The organism is Cupriavidus sp. 05T41, assembly GCF_056396525.1.
Map to the genome: position 1 here is coordinate 72,339 of NZ_JBFTLQ010000041.1, position 18,197 is coordinate 90,535.

Genomic DNA, 18,197 nt, shown 5'->3' on the forward strand with positions numbered 1-18,197 from the left:
CCTGTAAGTCTGGAAAATGGGGGCGTCCCCCGCGCTACCGGGGGGATTGAGGTTCAAGCGTGGATCACTCCTMGGCCTGCACCTTGTCATAGGCGATCTGCAGGCGGCGCAGCTTGGAGTACAGCGTTTGCTTGGGGATGGAGAGCGCCCTAGCGGTAGCCGCCACATCGCAGTTGTTGCGCTTGAGCTCCTCCATCACAACGACCCGTTCAAACTGCTCAAGCTGTTCGGGCAGGCTGTTGCCGTGGCCGGCGTGGCTGCGGTGCAGCTCGAAATCATCGGACAGCAGCCCGAGCACGAAACGGTCGGCCACATTGCGCAGTTCCCGCACATTGCCCGGCCAGGAATGGGACAGCAGCAGCTCGAACTGCGCGTTCCCGAGCAGCGGCGCCGGCCGGTTGAAGCGGGTGGCGGCCTGCAGGATGAGATGCTCGAACAGCAGCGGGATATCTTCGCGGCGCTCGCGCAGTGGCGGCAGGTCGATAAAGGCCACGCCAATGCGGTAGTACAGGTCKGCACGGAACTTCCTTTGCTCGCTGAGCAGTTTCAGGTCTTCCTTGCTGGCGGCAATGACCCGGCAATCCACCGCGATGGATTCGTTCGATCCCACCCGTTCGATGGAGCGCTCCTGCAGCGCGCGCAGGAACTTGACTTGCACCGACATCGGCATGCTCTCGATTTCGTCGAGGAACAGGGTGCCGCCCTGCGCATGCTCGAACTTGCCGCAGCGCCGCCGCGTGGCGCCGGTGAAAGAGCCCACCTCATGCCCGAACAGCTCGCTCTCGGCCAGGGCTTCGGGCAGGCCGCCGCAGTTCAGCGGCACAAAGTTGCCGCTGCGGCGCGCGCTGTGGTCGTGCAGGCAGCGCGCCACCAGGTCCTTGCCCGTGCCCGTCTCGCCATAGATCACCACGTCCGCCGGCGCATCGGCCAGCGCGCGCACGGCGCGGCGCACCCGTTCCATCTGCGCGGAGCGGCCGATCAGGCAGGCCTGGATCCCGTGCCAGCTTTCCAGTTGCTCGCGCAGGCCCAGCACTTCCAGGCTGAGCTTGCGCCGGTCGGCGGCACGCCTGACCACGGAGACCAGCCGCTCGGAGGAACACGGCTTTTCGATGAAGTCGTACGCGCCCTCGCGCATGGCCTGCACCGCCATGGTGATGTCGCCGTGGCCGGTCATCAGGATCACGGGCAGGTCGGGGTCGATGTGCCGGATCTCGTTGAGCCAGGCCACGCCGTTCATGCCCGGCAGCTTGACATCGCAGACCACCACCACCGGCTCGCCGATACCGATGCTGCTGCGCGCCTGCTCCACCGAGGCAAAGCCGTCCACGGCGAAGCCCGCCAGTTCGAGGGCCTGCGAGCTGCCCACCAGCACATCCTCCTCGTCCTCGACAAAAACCACGCGGATGGGATGGGTGTCAGTCATTGGATTCTCTCTCATGCGACGGCGCCAGCGGCAGCTCGACCACGAACTCGGCACCGGCGGGCGCCAGGTTGCGGGCGTACAGGCGGCCGCCGAACTCGCGCACGATATGCGCCGAGATCATCAGGCCAAGGCCCAGGCCCTTGCCCGCCGGCTTGGTTGTAATGAATGGGTCGAACAGGCGGGGCAGCACGTCGGGATGGATGCCGGGGCCTGTGTCGCGKATGGTGACGATGCAGAGGTGCTCTTGCCGGGCCGCGTGGATCTCCAGCTCCMGCACCGGCGCGCCCGACAAGGCATCGGCGGCATTGCCCAGCAGGTTGACCATCACCTGCTCGATGCGGATCTCGTCGGCCAGGACGCTGATGTCGGCGGGGTCGATCGCCACGCTGACCGTGATATCGCGCTCGCGCATCCGGGTGCTGACGAGCAGCAGTGCGTCCTGCACCGCCTGGCGTACCAGCACCGGCTGCACCGCGTCCTGGGACTTGAAGGCAAAGACCTTGAGCTGCTGCGTCAGGCGGCCAAGGCGGTCGATCAGCTTGGCGATGCGCTGGAGATTGCCCGCCACATCCTTGAGCCGGCCCTTTTCCAGCAGCACCTCGGCGTTGTCCGACAGCGTGCGCATGGCCGCCAGCGGCTGGTTGAGCTCGTGCACCACGCCGGCGGACATCTGCCCGAGCGCGGCCAGCTTGCCGGCATGGACCAGGTCGTTCTGCAGCGCGCGCAGCTCGGCCGTGCGCTCCAGCACCTTGGCCTCCAGGCCATCGTGCGCGGCGCGCAGCGCGCGTTGCGCCGCGGCTTGTTGTTGCCCGGCGCGCAGGCGCAGTGCAATCACCAGCGCCAGCAGCAGTATCACCATGCAGGCCAGCAGGGCGCCGATGGCGGCGTTGCGGGCCAGGTTGCGCGCCGGCAGTTCGTCATCGAGCAGCATGATGCGCCAGAGGCCGTGGTTGACCGTGCGCTCCGAGGCCAGGTAATCCATGCCATCGAGGCGCACGCGCGTGGTGTGGGCGTCCAGCCTGGCGCGTACCTGCCAGTCCAGCGGCATCAGGTCGGACTTGCCGTAGGTGCGCGCCAGGCCGGCCTCGGCCAGCATCGCTTGCGTCAGCGGCGCCAGCGGGCGCAGCCGCCACGGCGCGAGCGACGCCAGGATGACCACATCGCGGGCGTCGACCACCAGCACCTTGCCCGGGATCTGGACCCAGTTGCGTTCCACCGCGTCGAGGTTGACCTTGACGGTAGCCACGCCGCGCTGCGCGCCGCCTTGCTGTAGCGCGTAGGCGAGGTAATAGCCGGGCCGCCCGGAGGTAAACCCTACGCCGTAGAAGCGGCCCCGGCCGTGCTCGAGCGCATCGCGCATATACGGCCGGAACGAGAGATCGGCGCCCACCGGGGTGCCCGGCTGGTMCCAGTCGGCCGCTGCCAGGGTCAGGCCGGAGCGCTGGGTGACGTACAGGTTGTCGGCGCCGGCGGTTGCGGTGATGCCGTGCAGGTAACGGCTGACCTGCTGCTTGAGCGCCACGTCATCGGGCCGGCTGAGCAACGCGAAGACATCCGTGGTGGATTCGAGCAACGATGGCAGGTAGTCGAACCGGGACAACTCGCCGTCAAGCCGCGCGGACACGACATCGAGGCGATGCTGGGCGGCAACCCGCAGCTGATCGAGCCCGGCGCGCAACGCCATGGCATAGGCCAGCCACGTGGCCAGCGCGATCGCTACCAATGCCATACCGCACCAGATTCCCATGCGCATACGGCCKAGATTCATGTCGCGAGCCCTTTCTCCGCGGTCCTCGGCGAGGCAGGACTTGTCGTGCGGATACCAGTGATGGAAGCGAGACCTGTGCTCGTCCAGGCACAGGTCGAGTGAATGCAGTGTACTCCCGGAGCACGGCTGCGCGAAACCCGCGCAGCCGTCGGCGGGGATGTGCGTCGTGTCGCGCCGCAGCATGTTCCGGGGCCAGCTAGGCATAGCGGAGCTCGCCGGTCTTGCCACGGAATACCCGGTACGAGAACACCGTATAGCCGGCGATGGCCGGCACCGAGATGCACACGCCCACCAGGATCACCTTCAAGGCCTCCGGGCTGCTGGCGGCCTGCCAGATGGTCAGGCGGTGGATCACGACAAACGGAAAGATGCTGTAGGCCAGCCCGAGGAAGCTGAGCACAAAGACTCCGATCAGCAGCACGAAGGGCAGCCAGCTCACCGGCCCGCGCACCACGCGGGTGTTCAGCAGCATGCGCAGGGCCACGAGCGCGAGGCCGGTCACCAGCGGGATGGAGGCGAGGGCGACGATCTGCGGCAGCACGAACCAGCGCTCGCGCACCACCGGGCTGATCCAGGGCGTGGCAATCGAGATCAATGCCAGCCCGCATACCATCGGTGCCCACGCGATCCTGGCCCAGTGCACCGCGCGCTGCTGGAGTTCGCCCTCGGTCTTCATGATGAGCCAGCACGCGCCGAGCAGCACATAAGCCATTGGCAACGCCACGGCGATGGCCGCAGCGAACAGGGGATAGTTCCAACCGGTACCGAAGCCACTGATGTAACGTCCCAGCATCCAACCTTGCGAGACCGACGCGATCGTCGAGCCGGCGAAGAAGAGGCGATCCCATATCGGCTTGTGCGCGCTCTTCACCTTCACCCGGAAGTCGAACGCCACGCCGCGCAGGATCAGTCCCACCAGCATCAGCGTGACAGGCAGGTAGAGCTCGGTCAATATCAATCCGTGCGCCCTAGGGAAAGCCACGAKGAGGATGCCGATGCCGAGCACCAGCCAGGTTTCGTTGGCATCCCAGAACGGGCCGATCGATGCCACCATGACGTCTTTCTCGGCCGGGGTGGCCCGGTGCATCAGCATGCCGACGCCCAGGTCATAGCCGTCGCTGATCACGTAGACCAGCATGGCCACGCCMATCAGCGCCATGAAGATCACGGGCAGGGCATCGTCAAAACGCATCCAGGTCATGGCTGGCTCCCKATTGGCAAGGCGTGCGTGGCGACGGCGCCGGGCGCAGTGGTGATTTGTCCGGCGGGMTCGTCCCCGGGCGGCGCCTCCGGCTTCTCCGCCAGGTACTTCAACACGCTGACATAGGCGACGATCAGCGCGAGGTACACCGTGACGAACAGCGCCAGCGTGAGCGCGATATGGGGCGCCGGCACGCTGGAGGCCACATCGGCGGTGCGCAGCAGGCCGTAGACGATAAAGGGCTGGCGCCCGATCTCGGTKACGTACCAGCCGGCCACCGTGGCGATCCAGCCGGAGAAGGTCATGCCCGCGAGTCCCCACAGGAGCGCGCGCGGCAGCCGCTGCGGCTGCCAGCCGGCGCGGCGGTACCACCACCAGCCCAGCCAGCTGGCCGCCAGCATCAGCACGCCCATGCCCACCATCACGCGAAAGGCGAAAAACAGCGGCAGGACCGGCGGATGCGCATCGCCGAACGTGTTCAGCCCGCGGATCTCGCCATCGGAGCGGTGGGTCAGGATCAGGCTGGCGAGATGGGGGATGCCGATGGCCGCGCGATTGGTGCGAGCGCCTGCGTCGGGAATGGCGAAGAGCAGCAAGGGCGCGCCGCGCTCCGTCTCCCATACGCCCTCCATGGCGGCAATCTTCTGCGGCTGGTGCTCGAGCGTGTTCAGGCCGTGCATGTCGCCGACCACGATCTGCAGCGGGATCGCGGCCGCGGCAAGGGTCAGCCCGACCCGCAGCACCTTGGGCGCGGACAGCTGCGCCGTGCCTTTGAGCAGCTGCCACGCGCTCAGCCCGGCGAGCAGGAAGGCGCAGGTCAGCGCCGAGGCCAGCAGCATATGGCAGAAGCGGTAGGGGAAGGAGGGGTTGAAGACCACGGCCACCCAGCTCTGCACGTGGAACTCACCATTGATGATCTCGTAGCCCTGTGGCGTCTGCATCCAGGAGTTCAGCGCCAGGATCCAGAAGGCGCTGAGCGTGGTGCCGAAGGCGACGAAGAAGGTCGACATCAGGTGCACCCGTTCGCTTACCTTGCCGTGGCCGAACAGCATCACGCCGAGAAAGCCGGCTTCGAGAAAGAATGCGGTCAGGACCTCATAGGCGAGCAGGGGCCCGGCAATATTGCCGACCGTTTCCATGAAGCCCGGCCAGTTGGTGCCGAACTGGAAGCTCATGGTGATGCCGCTGACCACGCCAAGCGCGAACGTCAGCGCGAACACCTTGGTCCAGAACCGGTAGGCATTCAGCCATGCATGGCGGACCTGTGGCGAGTCGGCCGCCAGGTAGCGCCAGCGAAAGAACAGCAGCAACCATCCCAGGCCGATGCTGATGGTCGGGAACAGGATATGGAAAGTGATGTTGGCAGCGAACTGCATGCGCGCCAGCAGGATGGGATCCATCTATCCGGGCCTCCGCCGTGGGTTATGGATGGGCGCCGCGGGGGCGGCTGGTATGCGCCCCTCTCCCGCTTGCGGGAGAGGGGCGTGCGGCAACGCAGATTGCCGGGCCGCGGTGTGGCTTGAACGAGATCAGCGCTTGCCTTCGCCGCTCAAGCCATTCGACATGCCGATCAGCACGCCGCTGACCAGCGTGGCGTAGTGCTCGAGCCAGGCCTCGGTGCTGTTTTGCGCAAAGGCCCGTCCCTCGCGCGTGAACTCGCGCGCCTGGGTGGCCAGCTGCTCGACCACCGCCGTCGCGCTGGCCCCGGTGGCCGTGCCCTTGAGCTTCATGCCGTCCAGCACCGTCGACCACGGCCCCTGCACGGCCTGCGGCAACTCGCCGATGGATTTGGCCACCGTACTGAACAGCGCGTCCTCCATCTTCTCGATGTMGGCCACGGCCTTCTTGAGGTGCGTTTCACGCAATTGCGCGCCCTGGTCGACGATCTGCTGCAACGCCCGGCGATTTGCCTCCACCGCCTGCACCAGCGCGGCGTCCATGCCCTGCGCCACCTGCGACAGCATCGGCTCGAGCCCTGCTCCCGCGAGCCCGCTGCTGGCCGCCCCGGAGGAGGCCGCCTGGGTGACCATCTTCAGCGTGTCCTTGATGCTCTTGAGCGTCAGTTCCCGGCTTTGCAATGCCTTGAGCGTCGCTTGCTGGACCGCTTGCTGCAGGGATTCGCCTTGCTTCTCCGACGCTTGCGTGAACTGCTGAATCAGCGCGTCGCGATCGATGCCCATGGATTTCATGTGGTCTCCGGTTGCTGCCTTGCGTAGTTGTTCTGTTGCCATGCGGTGGCCATGCGGTGGCCATGCGGCGGCCGTGCGCCGGCCGCCACTGCCAGACGTCACTGCATATGCTGGCCGCCGTTGATGGCGATGTTGGCGCCGGTCACGAAGGCGGCTTCCTCGGAGGCCAGGTAGATGATCAGGCCCGCCACTTCTTCCGGCTTGCCCAGCCGGCCTACCGGGATCTGCGGCAGAATCTTGGTGTTCAGGATCTCCTCGGGAATGGCGGTGACCATCTTGGTGCCGATGTAGCCGGGCGAGATGGTGTTTACCGTGACGCCTTTCCTGGCGACTTCCAGCGCCAGCGCCTTGGTGAAGCCGTGCACGCCAGCCTTGGCTGCCGAGTAGTTGGTCTGGCCGAACGCGCCCTTCGAGCCGTTGACCGACGAGACATTGACGATGCGGCCCCAGCCGCGCTCCACCATGCCGTCGGCGACCTGCTTGGTCATGTTGAACAGGCTGTCCAGGTTGGTGCGCAGCACCGTGTCCCAGTTCACCTTGTCCATCTTCTTGAAGGTCATGTCGCGCGTGATGCCGGCGTTGTTGACCAGCACGTCGACCGGGCCGGCGACTTCCATCACGGCCGCCACCGCCTTCGCGCACGAATCGAGGTCCGCCACGTCGCAGGGCACGGCGAGGATGTCGTAGCCGCGCGCCTTCATCTGCTGGACCCATTCGCCATGGGTGGTGTTGCCCGGCGAATAGGTGACCGCCACCCGGTAGCCGGCATCGGCCATCTTGGTGGAAATGGTTTCACCCAGGCCGCCCATGCCGCCCGTGACCAGTACTACGCGTTGCTTGCTCATCGTTTTCTCCTTGTGTAATGAATGCTGTCTTAGCGCTCGACAGCCAGCGCCACGCCCATGCCGCCGCCGATGCATAGCGACGCCAGGCCGCGCCGGGCGTCGCGCCGGGCCATCTCGTGCAGCAGGGTGACCAGGATGCGGCAGCCCGATGCCCCGATGGGATGCCCGATGGCGATGGCGCCGCCATTGACGTTGATCTTGCTGKCGTCCCAGTCCATCTCCTGGTTGACCGCGCACGCCTGGGCGGCGAAGGCCTCGTTGATCTCCATCAGGTCCAGGTCGTTGATGCTCCAGCCGGCCTTTTGCAGGCAACGCTGCGAGGCCGGGACCGGGCCCATGCCCATGATGGTCGGGTCGAGCCCGGCCGAGGCATAGGAGGCGATGCGGGCCAGGGGCTTGAGTCCCAGTTCGCGCGCCTTGCTGGCCGACATCATCAGGACCGCCGCGGCGCCGTCGTTCAGGCCGGAGGCATTGCCGGCGGTGACGGAGCCGGCTTTGTCGAAGGCCGGCCGCAGGCCCGCCAGGGCATCGGCGGTGGTGCCGTGCTTGATGAACTCGTCGGTATCGAAGATCACGGTGCCTTTCTTCGAGACGATCGAGACCGGCACGATCTCGTCCTTGAAGCGGCCGGTCTTCTGCGCCTGTTCGGCCTTCTGCTGCGACGCGGCCGCGAACGCGTCCTGCTGCTCGCGCGAGATGTTGTACGCCTTGGCGACGTTCTCGGCGGTGGTGCCCATGTGGTACTGGTTGAAGGCGTCCCACAGGCCGTCGACGATCATCGTGTCGGTGAGCTTCCAGTCGCCCATGCGCTGGCCGTCGCGCGATCCCGCCAGCACGTGCGGCGATGCGCTCATGTTCTCCTGGCCGCCGGCGATGACGATATCCGAATCGCCGCACTTGATGGCCTGGGCCGCCAGGTGCACGGCCTTCAGGCCGGAGCCGCAGACCTTGCCGATGGTCATGGCGGGCACGGTGTTCGGCAGGCCCGCCTTGAGGGCGGCCTGGCGCGCGGGGTTCTGCCCGCTGCCCGCGGTCAGCACCTGGCCCAGCAGCACCTCGTCGACCATTTCCGGCTTCAGGCCGCTGCGCTCGAGCAAGGCCTTGATGACCGTGGCGCCGAGTTCGGGGGCCGGCACCTTGGCCAGCGAGCCGCCGAACTTGCCGACGGCGGTTCTGGCTGCGGCGACGATAACAACATCTTCCATGTGACTCTCCTKGGTGAATCGGGGGTAGGGTGGATAGGGGATTGGCAGGCCAGACTGCGGATAGCTAGCCGGCCTTCGCCTTGACGTAGCGCCCGGGTGCGGGCTMGATCACGGGGTAGGCGGCGTTGCCGAGCGACCGGCGCGTAGCGGTGCGCGCGCCGGCGTGTTGCGCCAGCCAGCGGGTCCAGGCCGGCCACCAGCTGCCTTCGGCGCGCTCGGCGCCGTCAAGCCAGCGTTGCGGATCGCCCTGGAGCGGGCCGGTCCAGTGGTGGCGCTTGCCTTTGGCCGGCGGGTTGATCACGCCGGCGATGTGGCCGCTGGCGCCCAGCACGAAGGTCGTCGGGCCGCCCAACAGGCGCGTGGTGGCATAGGCGCTGCCCCACGGCACGATGTGGTCGTCCTGCGAGGCATAGAGGAAAGCGGGCACCCGGACCCGGGCAAAGTCCACCGGCTCCCCGCATTGCACGGTGCCGCCCGGCACGCGCAGGCGGTTCTCCAGGTAAGCGTTGCGCAGGTACCAGCAGTACATCGGCCCCGGCAGGTTGGTGTCGTCGCAGTTCCAGGACAGCAGGTCGAACGCCGGCGGCGCGCTGCCCTTCAGGTAGCTGTTGACCGCATAGGGCCAGATCAGGTCGTTGGCGCGCAGCGCGGCGAACACATGGGCCAGCTCGCGGCCGCGCAGCAGCCCGCCGCGGCCGATCGTGGCCTCCCGCATCGCGACCATGGCTTCGTTGACCAGCAGGCCGATCTCGCCGGTATCAACGAAGTCCAGCATCGTGGTGAGCAGCGTGACGCTGGCAACCTTGTCCTGGCCGCGCGCGGCGGCCACGGCCAGCGCGCAGGCCAGCAGCGTGCCGCCGACGCAGAAGCCCAGGGTGTTGACGCGGTCGGCGCCGCTGATCTCCTGCGCCACATCGATGGGGCGCAGCACGCCTTGTTCAAGGTAGTCGTCCCAGGTCAGGTGTCCCTGCGCTTGCTCCACGTTGCGCCAGGACACCAGKAAGACCGTATGCCCTTGCGCCACCGCATGGGCGACGAATGAGTTCTCGGGCTGCAGGTCGAGGATGTAGAACTTGTTGATGCAGGGCGGCACGATCAGCAACGGGCGCTGATGGACYTTGCCCGCGCCCGGCGCGTACTGGATGAGCTGCATCAGCTCGTTCTCATACACCACCGCGCCCGGCGTGGTGGCCACGTTGCGCCCGACCTCGAAGCTCTGCTCATCGGTCATCGAGACGCGTCCCTTGGCCAGGTCCTGCAGGAACAGGCGCATGCCTTCCACCAAGCTGGCGCCGCCGGAGTCCACCGCCAGCTGCAGCGCCTCGGGGTTGGTGGCCAGGCAATTGGCCGGGCTGAGCGCATCCAGCACCTGGCGCAGCGCAAATTGCCACTGGCCTTTKGTCTGCGCATCGGCCGGCGCTTGCTCGATCGCGCCTTGCAGCAGCGTGGCGTAGCTCTGGTAATGGCGCACCGCCAGCGCAAAGCGCGGGTCGTCGCGCCAGGCTTGTGCGGCAAAGCGGCGGTCCGGGCTGCCGGCGGGCTCGCCCGCCGGCCAGAGCGCGCTCATTTGCCTGAGGGCCTGTTCCGGCCAGGCGGCGAGCGCGCGCGCCGCCGCCAGCATGGAGACCGGCGCGGGCGTGGCGTCGGCGTCTTGCGGCGCCTCTCCGGGTGCGGCGCCGAACGCGCGCAGCATGGTCTGTTGCGCGCTGAAGAGCTCGGCAATCCAGCGGGAGGGATCGGAGGTGGGATTGGTCATGGGGTCCGGAAGAGTGCGGTTGCTTGTGCGTGTGCTTGTGCTTGTGCGTGTGCGTGTGCGGGACGGCGGCACGGGGCTCAGTGCAGCTTCACATGCGGCTCGGTGCGCCTGACGATGGAGCGCGCCAGCGTGTCGAGGGCGACCTTGGCAAAGCCGTGCAATGCCAGTTCATGCATCTTGTAGAGCGACAGGTACATCATCCGGGCGAACAATCCCTCCACCATCAGGCTCCCGCCGATCAGGCCGCCCATCATGTTGCCCACGGTGCTGAACTCGCCCAGCGATACCAGCGAGCCGAAATCGCGGTAGCGATAGTTGGCCAGCGCCTTGCCCGCCATGCGGGCGCGGACCTGCCTGGCCATGTGCGAAGCCTGCTGGTGCGCGGCCTGGGCGCGCGGCGGCACGAAGCCGCCCTTGCCCTGGTTGGCCTCGGGCCATGCGCACGCCGCGCAGTCGCCAATCGCGAAGATGTTCTCGTCGCGGCTGGTCTGCAGCGTGGGGTGCACCACCAGCTGGTTGATCCGGTTGGTTTCAAGGCCGGCAAGATCCTTGAGGAAGTCGGGCGCCTTCACGCCCGCCGCCCATACCACCAGCTCYGCCGGCAGCAGCCGGCCATCGCCCAGCTGCACGCCACCGGGCAGCACCTCGGCCACCTTGGCGTCGGTGAGCACTTCCACGCCGAGCTTGCGCAGCAGGCCCTCCGTGGCGCTGGACAAGCGCGGCGGCAGCGCCGGCAGCACGCGCGGCGCGGCTTCGATCAGCGTGACCCGGATGTCCTTGTCGGCGTCGACACGGTCCAGGCCGAAGGCCACCACCTCGCGGGTGGTGCGGTGCAGCTCGGCCGCCAGTTCCACGCCCGTGGCGCCGGCGCCGATGATGGCTACGTGCAGCTGCTGGGCCAGCAGGGGCGCGGTCTGCGCATGGGCGCGGATGCAGGCGTTGACCATGCGCGAGTGAAAGCGCAGCGCGTCCGCGGCGGACTCCAGGCGCATGGCGTGCTCGTAGACGCCCGGCGTGCCGAAGTCATTGCTCTGGCTGCCCACCGCGATGACCAGGGTGTCGTAGCCAAAGGTGCGCAGCGGCGTGATCTGCGCGCCTTCGTCGTCTACATAAGGCGCCACCAGCACCTCCCGGCGCTCCCGGTCCAGGCCTACCATTTCGCCGACGCGGTAGCGGAAGTGGTGCCAGTGCGATTGCGCGAGATAGCCCACCTCGTGGGCGCTCATGTCCATGCTGCCGGCGGCGATCTCGTGCAGCTTGGGCTTCCACACGTGGGTGCGGGTCTTCTCGATGAGCGTGACTTCGGCTTGCCCGCGCCGGCCGAGGGTGTCGCCCAGCCGGGTGGCGAGTTCAAGCCCGCCCGCGCCGCCGCCGACGATGACGATGCGATGCGGTGCCTTCAGGGAAGCACCGGGACGATAKGTGGAGGGTTTCATCGTGGCCTGCCGTTCACCGGGTCAGGGTGGTGCCGGGGGCCGGCATGCGGGCAACCAGCGGATCCAGCACCGCTTCCGGCTCGTCGGCCTCGGCATCCGATTCGTTGTCCAGCCGGCGGTGCATACGCGCAACATCCAGGTCGCCGGTCCATTTGGCGACCACCACCGTGGCCACGCCGTTGCCGATGAGGTTGGTCAGGGCGCGCGCCTCCGACATGAAGCGGTCGATGCCCAGGATCAGGGCCAGGCCAGCCACCGGCACATGCCCCACCGCCGACAGCGTGGCCGCCAGCACGATGAAGCCGCTGCCGGTGACGCCGGCGGCGCCCTTGGAGGTGAGGAGCAGCACGGCCAGCAGCGTGAGTTGCTGCGTCAGGCTCATGTCGGTGTTGGTCGCCTGGGCGATGAACACGGCCGCCATGGTCAGGTAGATGGACGTGCCATCCAGGTTGAACGAGTAGCCGGTAGGGATCACCAGCCCCACGACGGACTTGCGCGCGCCCAGGTTCTCCAGCTTGGCCATCATCCGCGGCAGCACCGACTCGGACGACGACGTGCMCAGCACGATCAGCAGTTCCTCCTTGATGTACTTGATGAACTTCCAGATCGAGAACCCATGCGCGCGCGCGATGCCGCCAAGCACGACAAAGATGAAGAACAGGCAGGTCGCGTAGAACGTCGCCATCAGCTGGCCAAGCTGCAGCAGCGAGCCCACGCCGTATTTCCCGATGGTGAACGCCATCGCCCCGAATGCGCCGATGGGGGCCACCTTCATGATGTAGCCGACGATGGTGAACAGCACATGCGAGAACTTCTCGATGAAATCGAACACCAGCGTGCCGCGCCCGCCAAACTTATGCAGGGCGAAACCAAACATCACGGCGAACAGCAGCACCTGCAGGATCTCGCCCTTGGCAAAGGCGTCCACCACGGTATTGGGGATCACATGCAGCAGGAAATCCACCGTGCCCTGCATCTTGCCCGGCTCGGTGTAGGCGGCAATGCTCTTGGTATCRAGCGTGCTCACGTCGACATTCATGCCCGCCCCGGGCCTGACGATATTGATGATCACCAGGCCGACGACCAGCGCAATGCCGCTCACCACCTCGAAGTACAGCAGCGCCAGCCCGCCGGTCTTGCCGACCTTCTTCATGTCCTCCATGCCGGCGATGCCTACCACCACGGTGCAGAAGATGATCGGCGCGATGATCATCTTGATCAKCTTGATGAAGCCGTCTCCCAACGGTTTCATCGCCGCGCCGGCCTGCGGATAGAAGTGCCCCAGGATCACGCCGATAACGATCGCGGTGATGACCTGGAAGTACAGGGATCGGTAAAACGGCTTGGGGTGACTCTGATTGTCCATGGGTGTCTCCTTTGTGGTTTTACTTGTCGCCGGCGCCGGGGGGAGGGCCGCTCAATCGAGCGCCCAGGCCGTTGCGCGCTGCGCGTTGGCGTCGACCGTTGCCACGGCGCTCATGTTGACGATGCGGCGGACCGTGGACGAGGACGTCAGGATGTGCACCGGGCGCGCGGCGCCGAGCAGGATGCCTCCCACCGTGATGCCGCCGCCCGCGGCGATGCGCATCAGGTTGTACGAGATGTTKGCGGCATCCACGTTTGGCATCACCAGCACGTTGGCTTCCGTGGGCAGGCAGGATTCGGGGAACTCGTGCTCCAGGATCTGCCTGGACAACGCCGCATCGCCGCGCATCTCGCCTTCCACGGCCAGCGAGGGTTCGCGCGCCTTGACCAGTGCCAGCGCTTCGCGCATCTTCACCGCCGCCGGCGCGGTGGAGCCGCCGAAGTTGGAGTGGGAAAGCAGGGCCACGCTGGGCGTGATGCCGAAGCGCCGGACCGCTTCGGCCGCCAGCAGGGTGATGTCKGCGATCTGCTGGGCCGTCGGGTCGAGGTTGACGTGGGTGTCGCAGATAAACAGCTGCCGACCGGGCAGCATCAGCATCTGCATGGCCGCGAGTGTCTCGCTGCCGGACTTGAGGCCGATGGTGTCCCGCACGTAGGCGAGATGGTCCTGGAAGCGGCCAACGGTGCCGCACAGCATGGCGTCGGCCCGGCCCTGGCGCACCAGCATGGCGCCCAGCAGCGTGCCGCGGCTGCGCACCTCCGTCTGTGCCAGCGCGCGCGAGACGCCGTCGCGGGAGCTCAGCTGGTAGTACGCCTCGGCGGCGTCGCGGTAGACGGCGGGGTCCAGCGGATCCACGCACTCGCAATCCACGCCGGGCCGCAGGCGCAGGCCGAATTGGGAAATGCGCTCGACGATCGCATCGGGGCGGCCTACCAGCAACGGGCGCGCGATGCCCTCGTCGATCACCACCTGGGCGGCGCGCAGCACGCGCTCGTCCTCGCCTTCGGCGTAGATCACCCGCTTKGGCGCGCGCTTGGCGGCGGCAAACACCGGCCCCATGGCGCTGCGCGACTGGTAGACGAACTGGCCAAGGCGCTGGCGATACGCCTCCATGTCGGCGATCGGGCGCGTTGCCACGCCGCTGTCCATCGCGGCACGGGCCACGGCGKGCGCCACCGCTTCGATCAGGCGCGGGTCGAACGGCTTGGGGATCAGGTATTCGGCGCCGAAGCGCAGGCCCACCGCGCCGTATGCCTGGGCGACCACTTCAGGGATCTCCGCGTGGGCGAGTTCGGCGATGGCCCGCACGGCGGCCAGTTTCATTTCCTCGTTGATGGTGGTGGCGCCCACGTCCAGCGCGCCGCGGAAGATAAACGGGAAGCACAGGACGTTGTTGACCTGGTTCGGGTAATCCGAGCGCCCGGTGCCCAGGATGGCATCGGGGCGCACCGCCAGCGCATCCTCCGGCGCGATCTCCGGCGTGGGGTTGGCCATGGCCAGGATGATCGGGTCGCGTGCCATCACCTTGACCATTTCGGGCTTGAGCACGCCGCCAGCCGACAGGCCCAGGAAGATATCCGCGCCGCCGATGATGTCGGCCAGCGTGCGCGCGGAGGTGTCCTGCGCGTAGCGTGCCTTGTTCGGGTCCATCTGCTCCTTGCGGCCAAGATAGACCACGCCGTTGCTGTCGGAGACGAACACATTGCCGATCGGCAGGCCCAGGCTGACGATCAGATCCAGGCAGGCCAGCGCCGCCGCGCCCGCGCCGGAAGCCACCAGCTTGACCTCGGAGATATCCTTGCCGACGTGCTTGAGCGCATTGAGGATGGCCGCGGCAGCCACGATGGCGGTGCCGTGCTGGTCGTCATGGAAGACCGGGATCTTCATGCGCTCGCGCAGCTTCTTCTCGATGTAGAAGCACTCGGGCGCCTTGATGTCTTCCAGGTTGATGCCGCCAAAGGTCGGCTCCATGCGGGCGATGGTATCGATCAGCGCATCCGGGTCGTCCTCCGCCAGTTCGATGTCGAATACATCGATGCCGGCGAACTTCTTGAACAGGCAGCCCTTGCCCTCCATCACCGGCTTGCCCGCCAGCGGCCCGATATTGCCCAGGCCCAGCACCGCGGTGCCGTTGGTAATCACGGCGACCAGGTTGGCGCGCGACGTGAGGTTCATCGCCTCGGCCGGATCGCGCACGATCTCCATGCAGGCGTCGGCGACGCCCGGCGAGTAGGCGAGGGCGAGGTCGCGCTGCGTGGCCATGGCCTTGGTCGGCGTCACGGAAATCTTGCCGGGGGTCGGGTAGCGGTGGTAATCGAGTGCGGCTTCGCGCAGGTTGTCKGTCATATTGTCTCCATGGCGCCGCCGGGGCGTCGGATCAGGTGTGCTTGGTGCGGGATGCAAGGCCGGTGTGGCGGCCTTGCCAGATCTGTCTGGTGGGTCGGACTTCCAGGTGGGCGCATAAACACTGCTGCCGTGGTGCGGCATCGCGCTCACTCGGACGCCCGACAAGCCTATTTCTTCTTCACCGGCGGCAAGTCGGTGCAATGACCCTCGAATACCTCGGCGGCCATGCCGATGGATTCGCCCAGCGTCGGGTGCGGGTGGATCGTCTTGCCGATGTCGGCGGGCTCGCAGCCCATCTCGATGGYCAGGCACACCTCGCTGATGAGGTCGCCGGCGTGCGTGCCGACGATGCCGCCGCCGATCACGCGATGCGTGGCTTCGTCGAACAGCAGCTTGGTGAAGCCCTCGTCGCGCCCGTTGGCGATGGCGCGACCKGACGCGGCCCACGGGAACACTGCCTTGCCGATCTTGATGCCTTCGGCCTTGCACTGCTCCTCGGTCTTKCCGGCCCACGCCACTTCCGGATCGGTGTACGCGACCGACGGAATCTGGCGTGCGTCGAAGAATGCCGCTTCACCGTGCGCGGCCTCGGCCGCCACGTGCGCTTCATGCACGGCCTTGTGCGCCAGCATCGGCTGGCCGACGATGTCGCCGATGGCGTGGATGTGCGCAACGTTGGTGCGCATCTGCCGGTCGACGTCGATATAGCCGCGCTCGGTGACGGCCACGCCGGCCTTTTCCGCGCCGATGGCACGGCCATTCGGGCTGCGGCCCACCGCCACCAGCACCAGGTCATAGACCTGCGGGGCCGGCGCCTTCTCGCCCTCGAAGCTGACTTCGATGCCGGCGGGCGTCGCCTTGGCGCCCACCGTCTTGGTCTTGAGCATGACGTGGTCGAAGCGGTGGGTGTTCTTCTTCTCCCACACCTTGACCAGGTCGCGGTCCGCGCCCTGCATCAGGCCATCGAGCATCTCCACCACGTCGATGCGCGTGCCCAGCGTGGAGTAGACCGTGGCCATCTCCAGCCCGATGATGCCGCCGCCCACCACCAGCATGCGCTTGGGGATCGACTTGAGCAGCAGCGCGCCGGTGGAGTCGACCACGCGCTCGTCGTCGGGCATGAACGGCAGCTTCACCGCCTGGCTGCCCGCCGCGATGATGGCCTTGGCGAACCTGATCACGCGCTTGCCGCCATCGGCCGCCACCACCTCCAGGTGATACGGGTCGAGGAAGCTGCMGACGCCGGTCACCACCTCGACCTTGCGCGCCTTSGCCATGCCGGCCAGGCCGCCGGTSAGCTTCTTGATGACGCTGTCCTTGAAGCCACGCAGCTTGTCCAGGTCGATMTCGGGCGCGCCGTAGCGGATGCCGTGGTCGGKCAGGGTCGCCACTTCATCCATGACCGATGCGGTGTGCAGCAACGCCTTGGAGGGGATGCAGCCCACGTTGAGGCAGACCCCGCCAAGCGTGTCGTAGCGCTCCACCAGGACGGTCTTCATGCCCAGGTCGGCGCTGCGGAACGCGGCGGAATAGCCACCGGGGCCGGCGCCCAGCACCAGCATTTCGCATTCCAGGTCCGCCTTGCCGGTGTAGCTGGCGGCGTTGGGCGCGGGCGCGGCGGCTGGCGCTGGCTTGGGCGGCGCCGATGGGGCCGCGGGCACGGCGGGTGCCGCAGCGGTTGCAGCGGCCTCGGCAGCCTCCACCACCAGGATCACCGATCCCTCGCTCACCTTGTCGTTGACCTTGACGGTGATCTCCTTKACCACGCCGGCGTGGGTGGATGGGATCTCCATCGAGGCCTTGTCGGACTCGACCGCGATCAGGCTGGTATCCACGGCGATGGTCTCGCCGGGCTTGACCATGACCTCGATCACCGTGACATCCTTGAAATCACCGATATCCGGCACTTTGACTTCGACACGTTGGGTCATTGCAGCGCGCCCCTCAGAACAGCACACGCCGCAGATCGGCGAGCAGGTTGGCAAAATAGACGTTGAAGCGGGCCGCCGCGGCGCCGTCGATGACACGGTGGTCCCATGACAACGACAGCGGCAGCGTCAGGCGCGAAGCCCAGTTCTTGCCATCGCTGGAGTGCTGCTTCCAGAAGCTCTTGCACACGCCCATGATCGCGACCTCGGGCGCGTTGATGATGGGGGTGAAGTTGATGCCGCCAATGCCGCCGAGCGAGCTGATGGTGAAGGTGCCGCCCGACATCTGGTCGGGCTTGAGCTTGCCCTCGCGCGCCAGCTTGGCCAGTTCGCCCATCTCCCGCGCGATGTCGGGGATGCTCTTCTTGTCGACGTCGCGGATCACCGGCACCATCAGGCCGTTGGGCGTGTCGGCCGCGAAGCCGATGTGGTAGTACTGCTTGAGCACCAGGGTGTCGCCGTCCAGGCTGGCGTTGAACTCGGGGAATTTCTTGAGCGTGGCCACGGCTGCCTTCATCATGAAGGGCAGCATGCTGATCTTGACGCCGCTCTTCTCCAGTTCCTTGTTCATCTGCACGCGGAACTGCTCCAGGTCGGTGATATCGGCTTCGTCGTGCGTGGTGACGTGCGGGATCACCACCCAGTTGCGGTGCAGGTTGGCGCCCGAGATCTTCTTGATGCGGCTCAGTTCMTTGCGCTCGACCGGGCCGAACTTGGCGAAGTCGACCTTGGGC

The 18,197-nt window shown here is 67.0% G+C and carries 13 protein-coding genes; all 13 read right to left on the bottom strand.

Features of this window, described 5'->3' with window-relative positions; translation table 11 throughout:
* Positions 1-64: 64 nt before the first annotated feature.
* Positions 65-1,423, bottom strand: a complete 1,359-nt coding sequence (locus tag AC1DKV_RS23375; RefSeq protein WP_477138088.1) for a sigma-54-dependent transcriptional regulator — start codon at positions 1,421-1,423, stop codon at positions 65-67.
* Entirely contained in the window at positions 1,416-3,191 is a 1,776-nt protein-coding gene (locus AC1DKV_RS23380) for a sensor histidine kinase (protein ID WP_477138089.1), read from the bottom strand. Before AC1DKV_RS23380 ends, AC1DKV_RS23375 begins: the two co-directional genes overlap by 8 nt.
* Positions 3,192-3,387: 196 nt before the next feature.
* Positions 3,388-4,383 (bottom strand): cytochrome d ubiquinol oxidase subunit II, encoded by a 996-nt coding sequence (locus AC1DKV_RS23385; RefSeq protein ID WP_477138102.1) that lies wholly within the window; start codon positions 4,381-4,383, stop codon positions 3,388-3,390.
* 5 nt (positions 4,384-4,388) lie between these two features.
* Positions 4,389-5,792, bottom strand: coding sequence for a cytochrome ubiquinol oxidase subunit I (locus AC1DKV_RS23390; RefSeq protein WP_477138090.1), 1,404 nt, complete (start codon positions 5,790-5,792; stop codon positions 4,389-4,391).
* 129 nt (positions 5,793-5,921) lie between these two features.
* Positions 5,922-6,581 (bottom strand): DUF6781 family protein, encoded by a 660-nt coding sequence (locus tag AC1DKV_RS23395; protein WP_477138091.1) that lies wholly within the window; start codon positions 6,579-6,581, stop codon positions 5,922-5,924.
* Positions 6,582-6,679: 98 nt separating this feature from the next.
* The gene (phbB, locus tag AC1DKV_RS23400) at positions 6,680-7,426 is read right to left on the bottom strand and encodes an acetoacetyl-CoA reductase (protein WP_441615720.1); all 747 of its coding nucleotides are present in this window, start codon (positions 7,424-7,426) and stop codon (positions 6,680-6,682) included.
* A 29-nt stretch (positions 7,427-7,455) separates the two neighbouring features.
* Positions 7,456-8,631: an acetyl-CoA C-acetyltransferase gene (locus tag AC1DKV_RS23405; RefSeq protein WP_477138092.1), complete on the bottom strand. Its 1,176-nt coding sequence runs from the start codon at positions 8,629-8,631 to the stop codon at positions 7,456-7,458.
* Positions 8,632-8,695: 64 nt separating this feature from the next.
* Positions 8,696-10,387, bottom strand: coding sequence for a class I poly(R)-hydroxyalkanoic acid synthase (gene phaC / locus AC1DKV_RS23410; protein WP_477138093.1), 1,692 nt, complete (start codon positions 10,385-10,387; stop codon positions 8,696-8,698).
* A 77-nt stretch (positions 10,388-10,464) separates the two neighbouring features.
* Positions 10,465-11,823, bottom strand: coding sequence for an NAD(P)/FAD-dependent oxidoreductase (locus AC1DKV_RS23415; protein WP_441615725.1), 1,359 nt, complete (start codon positions 11,821-11,823; stop codon positions 10,465-10,467).
* A 13-nt stretch (positions 11,824-11,836) separates the two neighbouring features.
* The gene (locus AC1DKV_RS23420) at positions 11,837-13,189 is read right to left on the bottom strand and encodes a dicarboxylate/amino acid:cation symporter (RefSeq protein WP_477138094.1); all 1,353 of its coding nucleotides are present in this window, start codon (positions 13,187-13,189) and stop codon (positions 11,837-11,839) included.
* A gap of 51 nt (positions 13,190-13,240) precedes the next feature.
* Complete coding sequence (locus AC1DKV_RS23425; protein ID WP_477138095.1) at positions 13,241-15,535, bottom strand: NADP-dependent malic enzyme; 2,295 nt, start codon at positions 15,533-15,535, stop codon at positions 13,241-13,243.
* 167 nt (positions 15,536-15,702) lie between these two features.
* The gene (lpdA, locus tag AC1DKV_RS23430) at positions 15,703-17,466 is read right to left on the bottom strand and encodes a dihydrolipoyl dehydrogenase (RefSeq protein WP_477138096.1); all 1,764 of its coding nucleotides are present in this window, start codon (positions 17,464-17,466) and stop codon (positions 15,703-15,705) included.
* A 13-nt stretch (positions 17,467-17,479) separates the two neighbouring features.
* A partial coding sequence (locus AC1DKV_RS23435) for a 2-oxo acid dehydrogenase subunit E2 (RefSeq protein ID WP_477138097.1) occupies positions 17,480-18,197 on the bottom strand: 718 nt, incomplete at its 5' end.

What these genes read in the sequence shown, in the direction of transcription:
- phbB (WP_441615720.1), bottom strand. Translation starts at nt 7,426, where the DNA reads ATGAGCAAGCAACGCGTAGTACTGGTCACGGGCGGCATGGGCGGCCTG.